Genomic DNA, 15,859 nt, shown 5'->3' on the forward strand with positions numbered 1-15,859 from the left:
TTTATTTTGATTTTAAATCAATTATTTATATGAATAATGATTTTAGCTATAGGGAGGGCTTGGTAGGAAAGCGAAACGCTGAGAAACATAACTTTACATTGGTTTTTTTATATCACGCTCAGAAGGCCAGTAAAAGACGTTAATTTAATCAGATTGCTTAAAATTAACAGGGTAAATTTCGCTCGCCGGGCAAATTATCTATATCGCCATATACTGACAGCATATTCGTTGCATGAATATAACCGTCTTTTATTAACGCTAATTCATCGCGGTATGGCTGGCACGATACCGGCGTCTTAGCACAGGAGAGAGTAAAATGGATCAAACCGCATTTATGATTGGGTTTTCGGTCATGGCCATTGCGTCACTGATTATTTACGCCACCGGTGACAAGAAATATCCCTTTGGTCACCATACACTCGTGCACGCGTCAGTGCCGTTTATTGCCGCCACGGCCTATCTGGCGATGGCGTTTGGGTTTGGCAATCTCACGCTGGACAGTGGCACGATAGTGTACCTGGCGCGTTATGCTGACTGGTCCATCACCACGCCTCTCTTACTGGCCGGTCTGGTCATGCTGGCTTTTCATGAACAGGGTAAACCCGGCGAAATGGGCGGCTTTCTAACGGCCATCATTGTGCTGGATGTGATGATGATTATTACCGGTCTGGTCTCTTCGCTGGCGGAAAATTCTGTCGCGAAATGGGTGTGGTATTCATGGTCGTGTGCGGCATTTCTGGGCGTTGTTTATCTGCTCTGGGGGCCACTGCGCGCACTGGCCGCGACGCGAGGCAACGCGCTGGCAGGTGCCTACAACAAGAATGTGGCCTTGCTGACCCTCGTGTGGTTTATCTATCCGATCGTTTTTCTGGTCGGTCCGGAAGGTCTCAGCATCATTACTGATGCGACATCTGTTCAGGCATTCCTGATTCTGGATATTATCGCTAAAGTTTTCTACGCCTTCTACGCTGCGGCTAACATGAAAAAAGCGCTCTCTCATACCACGCCTGTTGGTGCTGTGAGGAGATGACAGGCCCGGTGCGGTTCGGCTGGGCAGGACTCTGGGGGGCAGCGCTGGCTGCCTCTTTCAGCCCCCCTGCGGGGCAAGTGCTTTTTGCGACTCTGGCCATTGGCGTTATCGGCATGGCACACGGTGCCAGCGATCTTGACGTCGTTAAACGCGAGCGTCAGTTCCCGTTTCTTGCCGCCTATGGACTGGTCATCCTGATCTGTCTGTTCTGGTGGCACGGTGCTCCGGCACTGGCATTGCCCGTTTTTCTTCTGGCATCTGCCCTGCATTTTGCGCTTGAAGACGCTCCAGATGGACGCAGCCCCGAACGTCTGGCGCGGGGGATAAGTATGATAGCGGCCCCAGCGACACTGCACCTGCAGGCATTTAGCGCGATTCTGCATGAGGCGGCACCAGGATTTTCAATGCCGGACGCTCTTGCTGTGGGCATTGCCATTATGGGCGGGGCCTGTGCTTCAGGGCTGATTGCCGTGGGTTTAATCCGCCAGGACAGGCGTCTTGTTACGGGTACACTGGCGTTGTTGCTGCTTCCACCTTTCGTCGGTTTTTCAATGGGATTCTTAATTTTGCATGCGCTGCCGCAAACCCGACAGCGGCGCGATCAGCTGAACTGCACCAGCTACCTCCGCTACCTTCAGGCCACCTGGCCGGTACTGACGGCGGCCCTTTTGCTGGCTGCAGGAACCATTGTGGTGATGCATCCTGTGGGCAACGCGGGCATTCAGCCATTGTTTGCTGTACTGGCCGCACTGGCAATCCCGCATATGCTCATTACGCCCCTGTTTGAATCACGGCATCAGGCGTGAATCTGTCCCGCTAACAGGGTAAATGCCCCCCACATTCACCGCTCTTTCACCCGCGCGTCACGGTTCTGTCATCTGATCCCTTCAGGCTAACACCATCCCGCAGCGTCTTATCACTGCGTTCCCACTCTGTAACCCGTGAGGATTTCATCGTGATGGAGTTATCCAGACATCCGACCACTGTCTATCAGGCTGTTGCCGCACAACTGGAGCAGGCGCTGAAAGAGCGCTACCGCTGCGGCGACTATCTTCCTTCTGAGCAACAGCTGGCCGATCACTATGAGGTGAATCGCCACACGCTGCGCCGGGCTGTAGACGAACTGGTGCACAAAGGGCTGCTGCAGCGCCGTCACGGCGTCGGCATCCTGGTGCTGATGCGTCCTTATGACTATCCGCTGCATGCGCAGGCGCGCTTCAGTCAGAACCTGATGGAACAGGGCAGTCACCCGACCAGCGAACGGCTGCTGGCGGTATTACGTCCGGCCAGCAATGACGTCGCCAGTGCGCTGGGCGTCAAAGAGGGCGACAGCGTCATTCATCTGCGCACCCTGCGCCGCGCCAACGGCGTGCCGCTCTGCCTGATCAACCATTTTCTCGCCGACCTCAGCTGGTGGCCCCAGCTTCAGCAATTTAACAGCGGATCGCTGCACGACTTCTTAGTGGAGCACACCGGCAAACAGCTGGTGCGCACCCAGACGCGTATCAGCACCCGCCGGGCGCAGGCCAAAGAGTGCCGACAGCTCGACATCGCCCTGCACGCGCCGCTGCTCTGCGTGCGGACGCTCAACAAAACCCGTGATGGCGCGGTGGCGGAATATTCCGTCAGCCTGACGCGCGGCGACATGATCGAACTGACTCTGGAGCACTAATGGAACAGCAAACGGATCGCCAGCGCTGGCTGTCGGTGCTGGCACACAGCAGCGCCGCGTTACTTGAAGCGCACTGGCAGGCGCTTAACCTCCAGCCAGCATTCACGCTGGTCCGTCCGGCAGAGATCGGGCTGACGCGGTTACAGGCGCGGATGGGGGCCACGGGCAAACGCTTTGTGATGGGCGACGCCACGGTAACACGTGCGGTGGTGCAGCTGGGCGACGGCACGCTGGGTTACAGCTATCTGCTGGGGCGCGACAAAGCCCACGCTGAACGCTGCGCCCTGCTGGACGCGCTGTTACAGCAGCCGGAAACCCGGCAGTTGCTGGAAGAGAAGATTATTACCCCGCTGGCGGCGTGGCGCGATGAGCAGCGACAGCTGCGCGCCCGCGAAATCGCCAGTAGCAAAGTGGATTTCTTTACGCTGGTTCGCGGAGATAACTGATGACTTTACTGGCAAGTTTTAACCATCCGGTCGCGGATGCACAGCGCGCGTTTCGCCGCATTCTGAAAGCGATGAGTGAGCCGGGCGTGATGGTCTCGCTGCCGCTGCAGCAGGGCTGGGGCGCACTGTCACCGGCGGCCACAGCGTTGCTGCTGACGCTGGTCGATCAGGAAAGCCCGGTCTGGCTGGATGCGCAAATCGACAATGAACAGCTGCGTAATAATCTGCGCTTTCATACCGGCGCGCCCATCACCACGCAGCAGGACGCACCATTTGCCCTGAGCCATGCGGCGGCGCAGCCCGATCCGACGCAGTTCGCGGCGGGTGACAATATGTCGCCGGAAAAAAGCACCACGCTGATCATCGAAGTGCCGTCACTGAATGGCGGCCTGACTCTGCGCCTCTCCGGCCCTGGCCTGCGTGAGACACGCGCCATTGCGCCACAGCTGCCGGAGAGCGTACTGGAATATCTGCGTACCCGTCCGCATCCCTTCCCGCAGGGCGTGGATCTGATCTTCACCTGTGGCGAAGCGATCATGGCCGTGCCGCGCACCACCGTTGTGGAGGTGTGCTGATGTATGTCGCGGTGAAAGGGGGCGAAAAGGCCATCTTTAATGCCCACCAGTTGCAGGCCGATCTGCGACGCGGCGATCGGGCGATAGCCGAACTCGGCTGCGATCAGGTGGCGCAACAGCTGGGGCTGGCGGTGGATCGGGTGATGACCGAAGGCGGGATATACGATCCGGAACTGGCGGCGCTGGCGATTAAGCAGGCCAGTGGCGATCTGGTCGAGGCGATCTTTCTGCTGCGTGCCTATCGCACCACGCTGCCACGCCTGGCGGAGAGCACACCGCTGGCGACCGGTTCGATGCGCATCGAACGCCGTATCTCGGCGGTCTATAAAGATCTGCCGGGCGGCCAGGTGCTGGGGCCAACCTATGACTACAGCCACCGTCTTCTCGACTTCACCCTGCTGGCCAATGGCGAAACACCTGCCGCGCCGCGTGACGATCGCTCGGTGCCTGACCAGTGCCCGCACATGTTCAGCATGATGAGTGAGGAAGGTCTGGCTACCGCCGAGAGGGATGACGGCAGCGAGCCGGTTGACATCACCCGCGAGCCAATGAGCTTTCCCGCTTCGCGCGCTGCACGGCTGCAACAGCTGGTGCGTGGCGACGAAGGTTTTCTGCTGGCGCTGGGCTATTCGACTCAGCGCGGCTATGGCCGTACCCATCCGTTTGCTGGCGAGATCCGCACCGGCTATCTCAGCGTCAGCATCTGTCCCGAAGAGCTGGGTTTTGAGCTGGAGATCGGGGAACTGCTTGCCACTGAATGCGAAATGGTCAACGGCGTCGCCCACAGTGATGACGCCGCGCCGCAGTTTACCCGTGGCTACGGGCTGGTGTTTGGCCGTGCCGAACGCAAGGCGATGGCGATGGCGCTGGTGGATCGGGCGCTGCAAAGCCGCGAGCAGAATGAGCGCGTGACCAGCCCGGCACAGGATGAAGAGTTTGTGCTGTCGCACGCCGACAATGTCGAAGCGGCGGGCTTTGTCTCGCATCTCAAGCTGCCGCATTACGTCGATTTCCAGGCGGAGCTGGAACTGCTGAAACAGTTGCAGCACGATTATCAGGAGCGCAACCATGGCTGAACTCACCGGCTATAACAACGGCTATCTCGACGAGCAGACCAAACGCACCATCCGTCGCGCCATCCTGAAAGCGGTGGCGATCCCCGGCTATCAGGTGCCTTTCGCCGGACGCGAGATGCCGATGCCCTACGGCTGGGGAACCGGCGGCATCCAGATCACCGCCAGCGTGATTGGCGATCAGGATGTGCTGAAAGTGATCGATCAGGGCGCAGATGACACCACCAATGCGGTGTCGATCCGCCAGTTCTTCAAGCGGGTCAGCGGTGCAGCGACCACCGAACGCACCGCCGATGCCACGCTGATCCAGACCCGTCACCGTATCCCGGAAACGCCGCTGGAAGAAGATCAGATCCTGATTTTCCAGGTGCCGATCCCGGAGCCGCTGCGTTTTATCGAGCCGCGCGAAACCGAGACCCGCACCCTGCATGCGCTGGAGGAGTACGGCATCATGCAGGTGAAGCTGTATGAAGATATCGCCCGCTATGGCCATATCGCCACCACTTACGCCTATCCGGTCCGGGTTAACGATCGCTACGTGATGGATCCGTCGCCCATTCCCAAATTCGACAACCCGAAGATGCACATGATGCCCGCGCTGCAGCTGTTTGGGGCCGGGCGTGAAAAGCGCATCTACGCCTTACCGCCTTATACCCGCGTGGAGAGCCTCGACTTCGACGATCACCCCTTCACCGTACAGCAGTGGGATGAACCCTGCGCGCTGTGCGGATCGCGCCACAGCTACCTCGATGAGGTGGTGATGGACGACCAGGGAACGCGGATGTTTGTCTGCTCCGACACCGACTTTTGCCATCAGCAGCAGGAACAGCAACATGCACAGTGAACAGCCGCTGCTTGCGGTGAACCAGCTCACCCATCTTTATGCGCCGGGCAAAGGGTTTGAGCAGGTCAGTTTTGATCTCTGGCCTGGCGAAGTACTGGGGATTGTCGGCGAGTCCGGCTCCGGTAAAACCACGCTACTGCAGAGCCTGTCGGCCCGTCTGACGCCGCAGCAGGGCAGCATTCACTATCAGAACCGCGACCTCTATGAGATGAGTGAAAGCGACCGCCGTCAGCTGCTGCGCACCGACTGGGGCGTGGTGCATCAGCATCCGATGGACGGGCTGCGTGCGCAGGTCAGCGCGGGCGGTAACATTGGCGAACGGCTGATGGCGACCGGCCAGCGGAACTATGGCGAGATCCGCGCCGAGGCGAGCCGCTGGCTGCAGGCGGTGGAGATTGACGCCGGGCGCATTGACGATCTGCCGACCACCTTTTCCGGCGGGATGCAGCAGCGTCTGCAGATTGCCCGCAACCTGGTGACGCAGCCGCAGCTGATGTTTATGGATGAGCCGACCGGCGGGCTGGACGTCTCGGTGCAGGCGCGATTGCTGGATCTGCTGCGCACGCTGGTGCGCGAGCTGAATCTGGCGGTCGTGATTGTCACCCACGATCTCGGCGTGGCGCGACTGCTGGCGCATCGCCTGCTGGTGATGAAACAGGGGCGGGTGGTGGAGAGCGGTCTGACTGACCGCGTGCTGGACGATCCTCATCATCCTTACACTCAACTGCTGGTCTCTTCGGTGCTCAATTAAATGACGACTCTCACTCCGCGCCTGCGGGTAGAAAATCTGTGTAAAACCTTTGTGCTGCATAACCAGAATGGGGCGGCGCTGCCGGTGCTGCACAATGCCAGCCTGACGGTGGGTGAGGGCGAGTGCGTGGTGCTGCACGGTCACTCCGGCAGCGGAAAATCCACGTTGCTGCGCGCGCTTTACGGCAACTATCAGCCTGACAGCGGTCATATCCGGGTTGCACATCAGGGCGAATGGATCGACATGGCGCAGGCGTCAGCGCGGCAGATTATCGCCCTGCGTCGCGACACGCTGGGCTGGGTCAGCCAGTTTCTGCGGGTGATCCCGCGCGTGCCGACGCTGGAGATTGTCATGCAGCCGCTACTGGAGCGCGGCGTCGGGCGCGAATTCTGTGAAGCGCGGGCCGCCGACCTGCTGACCCGACTGAATGTGCCGCAGCGTCTCTGGTCGCTGGCCCCGTCTACGTTTTCTGGCGGTGAGCAGCAGCGCGTGAATATCGCTCGCGGCTTTATCGCCGACTATCCGGTGCTGCTGCTGGATGAACCCACCGCCTCGCTCGACAGCGTCAACAGCGAGGCGGTCGTGAGCTTAATTAAACAGGCGCGCGCCCGGGGTGCCGCCATCGTCGGTATTTTTCACGATCGGGCGGTACGCGAGCGGGTCGCCGACCGGCTGCATCTGATGCACCCGATCGACACAGGAGTGCAGGCATGATCATCAATAACGTCAGACTGGTGCTGGAAAACGAAGTGGTCAGCGGATCGCTGGAGTTTCGCGATGAGCGCATCAGCAGCTTCAGTGAAACCACCAGCCAGCAGCCCGGTGCGCTGGACGGCGAAGGGGCCTGGCTGCTGCCAGGGCTGGTGGAGCTGCACACCGATAACCTCGACAAGTTTTTCACGCCACGACCGAAAGTGGACTGGCCCGCACACTCCGCGATGAGCAGCCACGATGCACTGATGGTCTCCAGCGGCATTACCACCGTGCTGGACGCGATAGGCGTTGGTGATGTGCGCGACGGCGGGCACCGGCTGGATAACCTCAGCAAAATGATCGACGCCATCCGCGACAGCAACCGCAAGGGGCTGAACCGGGCCGAGCATCTGTTGCATCTGCGTTGTGAACTGCCGCATCCCACCACCGCGCCGCTGTTTGAAGCACTGATGGGCACGCCGGAGCTGGCGCTGGTCTCGCTGATGGACCATTCGCCGGGACAGCGTCAGTACGCGTCGCTGACCAAATATCGCGAATATTATCAGGGCAAATATCAGCTCAACGACGCGGAGATGGATCAGTTCGAGCATGACCAGCTCACCCTGGCGGCCGCGTGGTCGCAGCCTAATCGTCAGGCGATTGCCGGACTATGCCGGGAACATGGCATTGCCATTGCCAGCCACGATGACGCCACGGCGGCGCACGTGGAAGAATCCCATGCGGCAGGCAGCCGCATCGCGGAGTTTCCGACCACGCTGGAAGCCGCGCGTGCCTCACGCTATCGCAACATGCAGGTGCTGATGGGGGCGCCTAACATTGTGCGCGGCGGCTCGCACTCCGGCAACGTTGCCGCCTGGGAGCTGGCATCACACGGCCTGCTGAATATTCTGTCGTCCGATTACTACCCGGCCAGCCTGCTGGATGCGGCGTTCCGGCTGGCAGATGACGAGCGCAACAGTCTCGGCATGGCGCAGGCTATCGCACTGGTGACCTGTAACCCGGCCCGCGCGTTAGGATTGGAGGATCGCGGCGTCATCGCCGAAGGCTGCCGCGCCGACCTGGTGCTGGCGCACACCGCACATGGCTATCCACACGTGCGGCACGTCTGGAGCAAAGGTCGGCAGGTGTACTGATGGCGCGGCTGATCTGGCTTACCGGCCCCTCCGGTTCAGGCAAGGATAGCCTGCTGGATGCGCTGCGGGCGTCACCGCCACCACGACTGCTGATCGCCCATCGCTACATCACCCGCGCCGCCGATGCGGGCGGTGAAAACCATGTGGCGCTGACCGAGGCGGAGTTTGCCCGTCGCGCCACACTCGGTCTGTTTGCGGTGAGCTGGGAGGCGCACGGCTTCCGCTATGGCATTGGCTGTGAGACGGAGCAGTGGCTGCTGCGCGGACAGAATGTCGTGGTGAACGGTTCGCGGCTGCATCTGGCGCAGGCGCAGGGCCGCTTTGGCTCAAAGCTGCTGCCGGTCTGTCTGCAGGTGTCGCCCGACGTACTGGCGGCGCGGCTGCGCCAGCGCGGACGGGAAGATGAGGCGGAAATCGCCCGTCGGCTGGCGCGCGCCGCCCAGCCGCAGCCTGATGGTTGTCTGATCCTCAATAACGACGGCGCGCTGGCAGAGACCGTCTGCCAGCTACGCCAGATACTGGAGGCGCATCAATGAAACTCACTTTTCTGGGCACCGGCGGGGTCACTGCGGCACCGCTGCCAGGCTGCAACTGTCGCGCCTGTCAGCGGGCGCAGCGCAACAGCGCCCATGCGCGGGCGCCCTGCAGCGCGCTGATTGAGTTTGGCCACGAACGCATCCTGCTGGATGCCGGTCTGCCGCTGCTGGCATCACGCTTTCCGCCCGGCTCGCTGACCCGCATTCTGCTGACCCACTATCACATGGATCATGTGCAGGGCCTGTTTGCGCTGCGCTGGGGAGTGGGCGCACCAATTCCGGTCTGGGGACCGCCCGATCCACGTGGCTGTGACGATCTTTATAAACATCCCGGCCTGCTCGATTTCCGCCCCGCCTTAACCCCCTTTATGGCGCACGCCTTTGGTGAGCTGGACGTTACGCCGCTGCCGCTGCAGCACTCGAAGCTGACGCACGGCTATCTGTTTGACTGGCACGGCACCCGGCTCGCCTGGCTGTGTGATACCTGCGGGCTGCCGCCCGACACCGCTGACTTCCTGCGCGGCCAGCCGCTGGATCAACTGGTGATTGACTGCAACGATCCGCCGCGTGCCGAGCCGCGTAATCACAATGATCTGACCCAGGCGCTGGCGATAGCAGAGAGGCTCCAGCCGCGTCAGACATGGCTGACCCACCTCAGTCATGAGATGGATAACTGGTTAGCCGAAAACCCCTTGCCGGAGGGCGTGCTGCCTGCCCGTGACGGCCAGACACTGCTGTGCGGCGCGCACTGGCCTGTCACGGTTTGATCATCTCGCTGTCATCTCGTGTTCATCGCGTCACGCCTTAATAACCGGCAGAACGCAATCAGCGATGACGGAGAACACCATGGCACAGGCACTTCTGAAAACGGTGGTCGATAACGATCTGCCCCCGGCCAGCCTCAGCGGACAAAAAGTGTTGTCGGTGCAGAAACTGAGCAAAGCTTACGGCGACACGCAGGTGCTGGATCAGGTCAGTTTCGACCTGCACGCCGGGGAGCTGGTGGCGGTGATTGGCCGCTCTGGCGCAGGTAAATCGACCCTGCTGCACATGCTCAACGGCACGATTAACGCCACGTCCGGCGCGATTATCAGTCTGCATCAGGGCGAAGCGGATCGTAACGTGGTCACGCTCAACAGCCGCCAGCTGCGCGAATGGCGCAGCCAGTGCGGCATGATCTTTCAGGACTTCTGTCTGGTGCCGCGCCTTGATGTGCTGACCAACGTGCTGCTGGGCCGTCTGAGCCAGACCAGCACGCTGAAGTCCTTCTTCAAAATTTTCTCTGACCAGGATCGGGCGCACGCCATCGAACTGCTGCAGTGGATGAACATGCTGCCGCAGGCGCTGCAGCGGGCGGAAAACCTCTCTGGCGGACAGATGCAGCGCGTGGCGATCTGCCGCGCCCTGATGCAGAACCCCAAAATCCTGCTGGCCGATGAGCCGGTGGCATCGCTGGACCCTAAAAATACCAAACGCATCATGGATGTGCTGCGTCAGGTCAGCGAGCAGGGCATCAGCGTCATGGTCAATCTGCATTCGATTGAGCTGGTGAAAAGCTACTGCACCCGGGTGATTGGTATTCAGCGCGGCGTGGTGCTGTTTGACGGACATCCTTCCCGACTCACCGACAGCCTGCTGCACCAGCTGTACGGTGATGAACTTAACCAAATCCATTAACGTCCACAGCAAGAGAATAATTCTGAATGAAACTGACTTCTTTAGCACTTCTGACCAGTGTCATGGCGTTTGGTGTCAGCGCAGCGGATGCGCCGAAACAGCTTAATCTGGGGATTCTGGGCGGGCAGAACGCCACCCAGCAGATTGGCGATAATCAGTGTGTGAAAACCTTCTTTGATAAAGAGCTGGGTGTGGATACCCAGATGCGCAACGCCTCAGACTACTCCGGCGTGATTCAGGGCCTGCTGGGCGGGAAGATCGATATGGTGCTGAGCATGTCACCGGCCTCGTTTGCGTCGGTCTACATTCAGGACCCGAAAGCGGTGGATGTGGTCGGCATTGTGGTGGATGACAAAGATCAGTCACGTGGCTATCACTCTGTCGTGATCGTCAAAGCGGACAGCCCGTACAAAAAGCTGGAAGACCTGAAAGGCAAATCATTCGGTATGGCCGATCCCGACTCGACGTCCGGCTTCCTGATGCCGAACCAGGCGTTTAAGAAGATGTTCGGCGGCTCGGTGGATGACAAATATAACAATACCTTCTCCAGCGTCACCTTCTCTGGCGGCCATGAGCAGGACATTCTGGGCGTGCTGAACAACCAGTTTGATGGTGCCGTCACCTGGACCTCACTGGTCGGTGACTACAACAGCGGCTATACCTCTGGCGCATTTGGCCGTCTGATCCGCATGGACCATCCGGACCTGATGAAGCAGATCCGCATCATCTGGCAGTCCCCGCTGATCCCGAACGGCCCGGTGCTGGTCAGCAATAAGCTGCCCGCTGACTTCAAAGCGAAAGTGGTGTCGGCGATTAAAAAGCTGGATAAGGAAGATCACGCCTGCTTCGTGAAAGCGGTGGGCGGTGAGCAGCACATCGGTCATGCGACGGTCGCCGATTATCAGAACATCATTGATATGAAGCGCGACCTGATGAAAGGCAGCCGCGGCTAAGGCTGGCGACGCCCTGACTTTCCCCGCCCAGGCGGGGAGAGCGGGACGCGGCAACCCCGCCTGCGTCCCGCTGCTTTAGCGCCGGAGATCCCCTTTGACCGAATTCGAACACTACTACCAACGCATCCGCCGCCAGCAGAAACGTGACACGCTGCTCTGGTCATTGCTGCTGGTGGCACTCTATCTGGCGGCCGGCAGGGTAGCAGAGTTTAATCTGCTTACCGTCTGGCAGTCGCTGCCGCACTTCTTCGACTATCTGCATGAAATCCTGCCGGTGCTGCATCTGCCGCTGCTATTTGCCGACGGCAAGACCGAAGGCTCGCTGGCCTACTGGGGCTACCGCCTGCCGATCCAGCTGCCGCTGATCTGGGAAACCCTGCAGCTGGCGCTGGCCTCAACGCTTGTCGCGGTGGCCATGGCCGCGGTGCTGGCCTTTTTCGCCGCCGACAATACTCTGACGCCGGTCAGCGTGCGGATGACGATTCGTGCCTTTGTTGCCTTTCTGCGCACCATGCCAGAGCTGGCGTGGGCGGTGATGTTTGTGATGGCGTTTGGCATCGGGGCGATTCCCGGTTTTCTGGCGCTGGCGCTGCACACCGTGGGCAGCCTGACCAAGCTGTTTTACGAGGCGATTGAGTCGGCATCAGATAAGCCAGTGCGCGGCCTGGCCGCCTGCGGCGCCAGCAAGCTGCAGCGGATGCGCTTCGCCTTCTGGCCACAGGTTAAGCCGGTTTTTCTCTCCTACAGCTTTATGCGCCTGGAGATTAACTTCCGCTCCTCAACCATCCTCGGACTGGTCGGCGCGGGCGGTATCGGCCAGGAGCTGATGACTAATATCAAACTGGACCGCTACGATCAGGTCAGTATCACGCTGCTGCTGATCCTGATTGTGGTGTCGCTGCTGGATACGCTATCCGGCCAGCTTCGTCGCCGTGTGACAGGAGACCGGACATGATCAGCGCCGCACCCGATATCGCGCTAATGAAGCAGCAGCATCGTGAACTGTTTGCCGCGCAGCCGCGCTATCTGCGCCGCATTGGGCTGATGGCGCTGGCGGTGCTGCTCTATTACCTCTATTTCTTCTCGGTATTTGGCCTGGAAGGGTCGCGCCTGCTGATGGGCTGCCAGCAACTGGGGCGCTATTTCCTGCGGATGTTTGTCTGGCATGACTTCCTGAACTGGCCGTTTGGCTACTATTTCTCGCAGGTCGGGATCACCCTTGGGATTGTGTTTGCCGGAACGCTGACCGCCTCACTGCTGGCGCTGCCGCTGTCGTTTCTGGCGGCGCGCAATGTGATGCACGATCGCGCCACGAAACCACTGGCGTTTATGATGCGCCGCGTGTTCGATGTGTTACGTGGTATCGACATGGCGATCTGGGGGCTGATATTCGTGCGTGCGGTAGGCATGGGGCCGCTGGCCGGGGTGCTGGCGATTATCCTGCAGGATGTCGGCCTGCTCGGCAAACTCTACGCCGAAGGACACGAAGCGGTAGAGCGATCTCCGGGGCGCGGGCTGGGCGCCGTGGGTGCCAACAGTCTGCAGAAACACCGCTTCGGCATCTTTACGCAGTCATTCCCGCAGTTCCTGGCGCTGAGCCTTTACCAGATCGAGTCCAACACCCGCTCGGCAGCGGTGCTGGGCTTTGTCGGCGCGGGTGGCGTCGGTCTGGTCTACGCCGAAAACATGCGCCTGTGGAACTGGGATGTCGTGATGTTCCTGACGCTGATTCTGGTGGTGGTGGTGATGGTCATGGATGTCCTCTCCAGCCGCCTGCGTAAGCGCTACATCAGTGGGAAGCCGGTGCCGTTGTGGCAGCCTGCTGCGCGCGATTAAGCCGTTCGCTGCGCTGCCAGGCGCGCTGTAGCGCCTGCACCAGTTGTGCCTGCTGCCAGGGTTTCGCCAGCCGTTCGCACAGCGGCAGCGTCACCGGCTGGTGGCGCAGATCCTGACCGCTGATGAGCAGCGTCGCCAGCTGCGGCCAGTTCTGCTGCGCCTGGCGGATCACCTCCGCGCCGTTGATGTCGCCGGGCAGCATCAGGTCGCTGATCAGCAGGTCGATATCCGGTGTCTGGCGCAGCAGCGCCAGCGCCGCTTCACCGTCGCCGCACTCCAGCGTCAGATAACCCAGCTGATGCAGATGTTCACAAAGTGTCTGGCGCACCGCCGGTTCATCATCCAGCACCAGTATCAGCCGGTTACTGGCTGCATCAATGTTCGCTTCAACAGGCGCTTCAACGGGCGGTGGCGGGGCGATGACTGTGGCGGCTTCCGCTGCACGCGGCAACAGCAACCGCACCGTGGTGCCCTGGCCTGGCGCGGTTTCCAGTTCGATCTGCCCGCCTGACTGACGCACAAAGCCGTAAACCATCGACAGCCCCAGTCCGCTGCCACTGCCGGTCGCTTTGGTGGTGAAGAAAGGCTCGAATACCTGCTCGCGCACCCCGGCGGCCATGCCGCAGCCATGGTCAATCACCTCAATTGTGACCCGGTCACGTTTTTCATCCCCTTCCAGGCGGCGCTGATTCCAGATGCGCAGCCGGATTTCGCCGCTTTGCTGATGCATCGCATCGCGCGCATTCACCACCAGATTCATCAGCGCGTTTTCCAGCTGGCTGGCATCGATCCAGGCAGGCCAGCCGGGACGCTGCGCATCAATAATCAGCTGCTGTCCCGGCAGCAGCGAATGCTGCAGCAGCCCCTGCAGGTTATCCACCAGCGTGACCACCGACACCGCGCGCGGAAAGAGCGCCTGTTTGCGTGAGAAGGCCAGCAGCCGCTGGGTCAGCTGGGCAGCGCGATCGGCCGCCTGTCGCGCCCGCTCAATCCGCGTGGCGAGCGGGCCGGGCATCAGCTGGCCCTCGGTCAGCGCCAGACTGCCGATAATCACCGCCAGCAGATTGTTGAAGTCGTGCGCCAGTCCGCCGGTCAGCTGACCGACCGCCTTCATCTTCTGGCTGTGCTGCAGCGCTTCCTCCAGCGTTTTACGTGAGGTTCTGTCCAGTACGGTATTGACCATGCCACGCCGCGGAATCGGGCTGAAGCGCAGCTCCAGCGTGCGGCCATCAGCCAGCCGAATCTCCTGCGGCTCGCCGGGATCGTGCAGATCGACCGCCAGCGGGGCCAGCAGCTGTTGATAATGGACGCCGCGATGGACCTCACGTGGTGCAAGGCCGAGCAGTTCGGCATACTGCGCATTCCACACCACCAGCTGACCGTTGTGATCAAACAGGGCAAAGCCGTCGCGCATCGCCAGGAAGGTGGACTCCAGTTGATTGCTCTTCTCTTTCAGCAGCCGTGAAGTGTGGGCCAGCGAGGCGGTATTACGGGCAAAGACGTTAAAGGCTCGCGCCAGTTCGCCCAGCTCGTCGCGCCGTTGCAGCCCCGGCACGCTAACATTCTGCTCGCCCTGCGCCAGCCGCGTCATCGCGCCGGCAATCGCCGTCAGGCTCGACCCGAGATTGCGGTAGATATAGATCCCGGCATAGCCGGTGATCGCCAGCGCCAGCAGCACAAACAGGGCGATAAAGCCGATGATGGAGTCGAGTTCGTGGTGGGTGGCCTGGGTGCGCGCCTCACTTTGCAGCGCCACCTGCTGCACCGACGCATTAATATCGTCGTTCAGCATCGCCACCAGCGCTTTAACCCGGTAGGTGGCGTAGGCGATTGCCAGGTCGCTCTGCTCCAGCGCCTCCGCCAGCGGCAACAGACGCTGCTGGGTGGCCAGCAGTCGCTGCACGTTCTCGCCGGTGACGCCGGTCAGCGGCACAGTGCGCCACGGCGTCATCAGCTGCTGAAGTTGCTCAATAACGGCGATGGGCGAGGGCGTGCGGATGGCGATGGTGATTAGCCGTTCGGTCTGCTCGCGCAAGGCAGCATCCGGCTGCGTCCGCTGTTCCCGCTGCACCAGCTGGTCGATATGGCTGAGCAGGATCTGCGCCTGCCACAGGTCACTCAGCATGTTGTTGCGCTGCAGATGTCGCTGATGACTGTTCAGCAGCAGGCTGTTAATCGTCTGTTCCAGCATCAGGCTGCGGGCGCGGATCCGGGCGATGCGCTCAGGCTGACGGGCTGCCAGCGGCGCGCTGGCCAGCAGGCTCAGCGACTGCTGCAACGCCTGCTGATTCTGTTGCAGCCGCTGGGATTCGCTTTGATATTCCAGCGCCCCGACCACCTGCGACAGCCGTACAGCCGCCGTCGCCACATTGGCGGTATCACGCGCCAGCGCCAGGCTGCCGTTCATATCCGCCAGCGTCTGCGCCTGTGCCTGCTCCTGAATCGCCCCGGCATGACGAAAGCCAACGATCGCCACCACGCTAACCATCAGCGTGACCGACACCACCAGCAGATTGAACATCAACAGGCGTCCACGCGCCCCGGCCTGCCACGGATAACTGCGCTGCATCCCACGACCTCTTAATCACTGCAACGATGCGCCGAGTATAGGAGCGCGAT

At 60.9% G+C, this 15,859-nt stretch carries 17 protein-coding genes; 16 read left to right on the forward strand and 1 reads right to left on the reverse strand.

The features are described 5' to 3' along the window. The first annotated feature begins 316 nt into the window (after positions 1–316). The 16 genes from HZZ01_RS02760 (at position 317) to phnE (HZZ01_RS02835) (ending at position 13,240) form a co-directional block, all read left to right on the forward strand. Positions 317–1,030, forward strand: coding sequence for a bacteriorhodopsin (locus HZZ01_RS02760; RefSeq protein ID WP_179895412.1), 714 nt, complete (start codon positions 317–319; stop codon positions 1,028–1,030). Continuing rightward, on the forward strand, positions 1,027–1,836 hold the full coding sequence (locus HZZ01_RS02765) for a Brp/Blh family beta-carotene 15,15'-dioxygenase (RefSeq protein ID WP_179895413.1): 810 nt from the start codon (positions 1,027–1,029) through the stop codon (positions 1,834–1,836). The genes HZZ01_RS02760 and HZZ01_RS02765 overlap by 4 nt, the downstream gene beginning before the upstream one ends. A 152-nt stretch (positions 1,837–1,988) precedes the next feature. Beyond that, the gene (gene phnF / locus HZZ01_RS02770; protein ID WP_179897028.1) at positions 1,989–2,702 is read left to right on the forward strand and encodes a phosphonate metabolism transcriptional regulator PhnF; all 714 of its coding nucleotides are present in this window, start codon (positions 1,989–1,991) and stop codon (positions 2,700–2,702) included. Next, positions 2,702–3,148, forward strand: a complete 447-nt coding sequence (gene phnG / locus HZZ01_RS02775; RefSeq protein ID WP_179895414.1) for a phosphonate C-P lyase system protein PhnG — start codon at positions 2,702–2,704, stop codon at positions 3,146–3,148. Before phnF ends, phnG begins: the two co-directional genes overlap by 1 nt. Continuing rightward, on the forward strand, positions 3,148–3,723 hold the full coding sequence (phnH, locus tag HZZ01_RS02780; RefSeq protein WP_090959849.1) for a phosphonate C-P lyase system protein PhnH: 576 nt from the start codon (positions 3,148–3,150) through the stop codon (positions 3,721–3,723). The genes phnG and phnH overlap by 1 nt, the downstream gene beginning before the upstream one ends. Further along, the gene (locus tag HZZ01_RS02785) at positions 3,723–4,799 is read left to right on the forward strand and encodes a carbon-phosphorus lyase complex subunit PhnI (RefSeq protein WP_179895415.1); all 1,077 of its coding nucleotides are present in this window, start codon (positions 3,723–3,725) and stop codon (positions 4,797–4,799) included. The genes phnH and HZZ01_RS02785 overlap by 1 nt, the downstream gene beginning before the upstream one ends. Next, the gene (locus HZZ01_RS02790) at positions 4,792–5,640 is read left to right on the forward strand and encodes an alpha-D-ribose 1-methylphosphonate 5-phosphate C-P-lyase PhnJ (RefSeq protein WP_179895416.1); all 849 of its coding nucleotides are present in this window, start codon (positions 4,792–4,794) and stop codon (positions 5,638–5,640) included. Before HZZ01_RS02785 ends, HZZ01_RS02790 begins: the two co-directional genes overlap by 8 nt. Further along, positions 5,630–6,391, forward strand: coding sequence for a phosphonate C-P lyase system protein PhnK (gene phnK / locus HZZ01_RS02795; protein WP_179895417.1), 762 nt, complete (start codon positions 5,630–5,632; stop codon positions 6,389–6,391). Before HZZ01_RS02790 ends, phnK begins: the two co-directional genes overlap by 11 nt. After that, positions 6,392–7,105, forward strand: a complete 714-nt coding sequence (phnL, locus tag HZZ01_RS02800) for a phosphonate C-P lyase system protein PhnL (protein ID WP_179895418.1) — start codon at positions 6,392–6,394, stop codon at positions 7,103–7,105. Then, positions 7,102–8,238 carry an alpha-D-ribose 1-methylphosphonate 5-triphosphate diphosphatase gene (gene phnM / locus HZZ01_RS02805; RefSeq protein ID WP_003852448.1) on the forward strand — a complete coding sequence of 379 codons (1,137 nt, stop codon included), beginning with the start codon at positions 7,102–7,104 and terminating at the stop codon, positions 8,236–8,238. Before phnL ends, phnM begins: the two co-directional genes overlap by 4 nt. After that, the gene (gene phnN, locus HZZ01_RS02810) at positions 8,238–8,774 is read left to right on the forward strand and encodes a ribose 1,5-bisphosphokinase (protein ID WP_179895419.1); all 537 of its coding nucleotides are present in this window, start codon (positions 8,238–8,240) and stop codon (positions 8,772–8,774) included. Before phnM ends, phnN begins: the two co-directional genes overlap by 1 nt. Then, positions 8,771–9,541, forward strand: coding sequence for a phosphonate metabolism protein PhnP (gene phnP / locus HZZ01_RS02815; RefSeq protein WP_179895420.1), 771 nt, complete (start codon positions 8,771–8,773; stop codon positions 9,539–9,541). The genes phnN and phnP overlap by 4 nt, the downstream gene beginning before the upstream one ends. Positions 9,542–9,620: 79 nt before the next feature. Continuing rightward, positions 9,621–10,451: a phosphonate ABC transporter ATP-binding protein gene (gene phnC, locus HZZ01_RS02820; RefSeq protein WP_003852452.1), complete on the forward strand. Its 831-nt coding sequence runs from the start codon at positions 9,621–9,623 to the stop codon at positions 10,449–10,451. A 26-nt stretch (positions 10,452–10,477) separates the two neighbouring features. Next, positions 10,478–11,404, forward strand: coding sequence for a phosphonate ABC transporter substrate-binding protein (phnD, locus tag HZZ01_RS02825; protein ID WP_179895421.1), 927 nt, complete (start codon positions 10,478–10,480; stop codon positions 11,402–11,404). 94 nt (positions 11,405–11,498) lie between these two features. Further along, positions 11,499–12,359, forward strand: coding sequence for a phosphonate ABC transporter, permease protein PhnE (gene phnE, locus HZZ01_RS02830; RefSeq protein WP_179895422.1), 861 nt, complete (start codon positions 11,499–11,501; stop codon positions 12,357–12,359). Next, a complete protein-coding gene (gene phnE, locus HZZ01_RS02835; RefSeq protein ID WP_179895423.1) occupies positions 12,356–13,240 on the forward strand; it encodes a phosphonate ABC transporter, permease protein PhnE in 885 nt (294 codons plus the stop codon). Before phnE (HZZ01_RS02830) ends, phnE (HZZ01_RS02835) begins: the two co-directional genes overlap by 4 nt. On the opposite strand, the gene HZZ01_RS02840 is transcribed toward phnE (HZZ01_RS02835), so the two are convergent. Continuing rightward, positions 13,194–15,809, reverse strand: a complete 2,616-nt coding sequence (locus HZZ01_RS02840) for an ATP-binding protein (RefSeq protein WP_179895424.1) — start codon at positions 15,807–15,809, stop codon at positions 13,194–13,196. The genes phnE (HZZ01_RS02835) and HZZ01_RS02840 overlap by 47 nt on opposite strands. Positions 15,810–15,859 lie beyond the last annotated feature (50 nt).

This window comes from Pantoea sp. WMus005, from assembly GCF_013415305.1.
Lineage (GTDB): Bacteria > Pseudomonadota > Gammaproteobacteria > Enterobacterales > Enterobacteriaceae > Pantoea > Pantoea rara.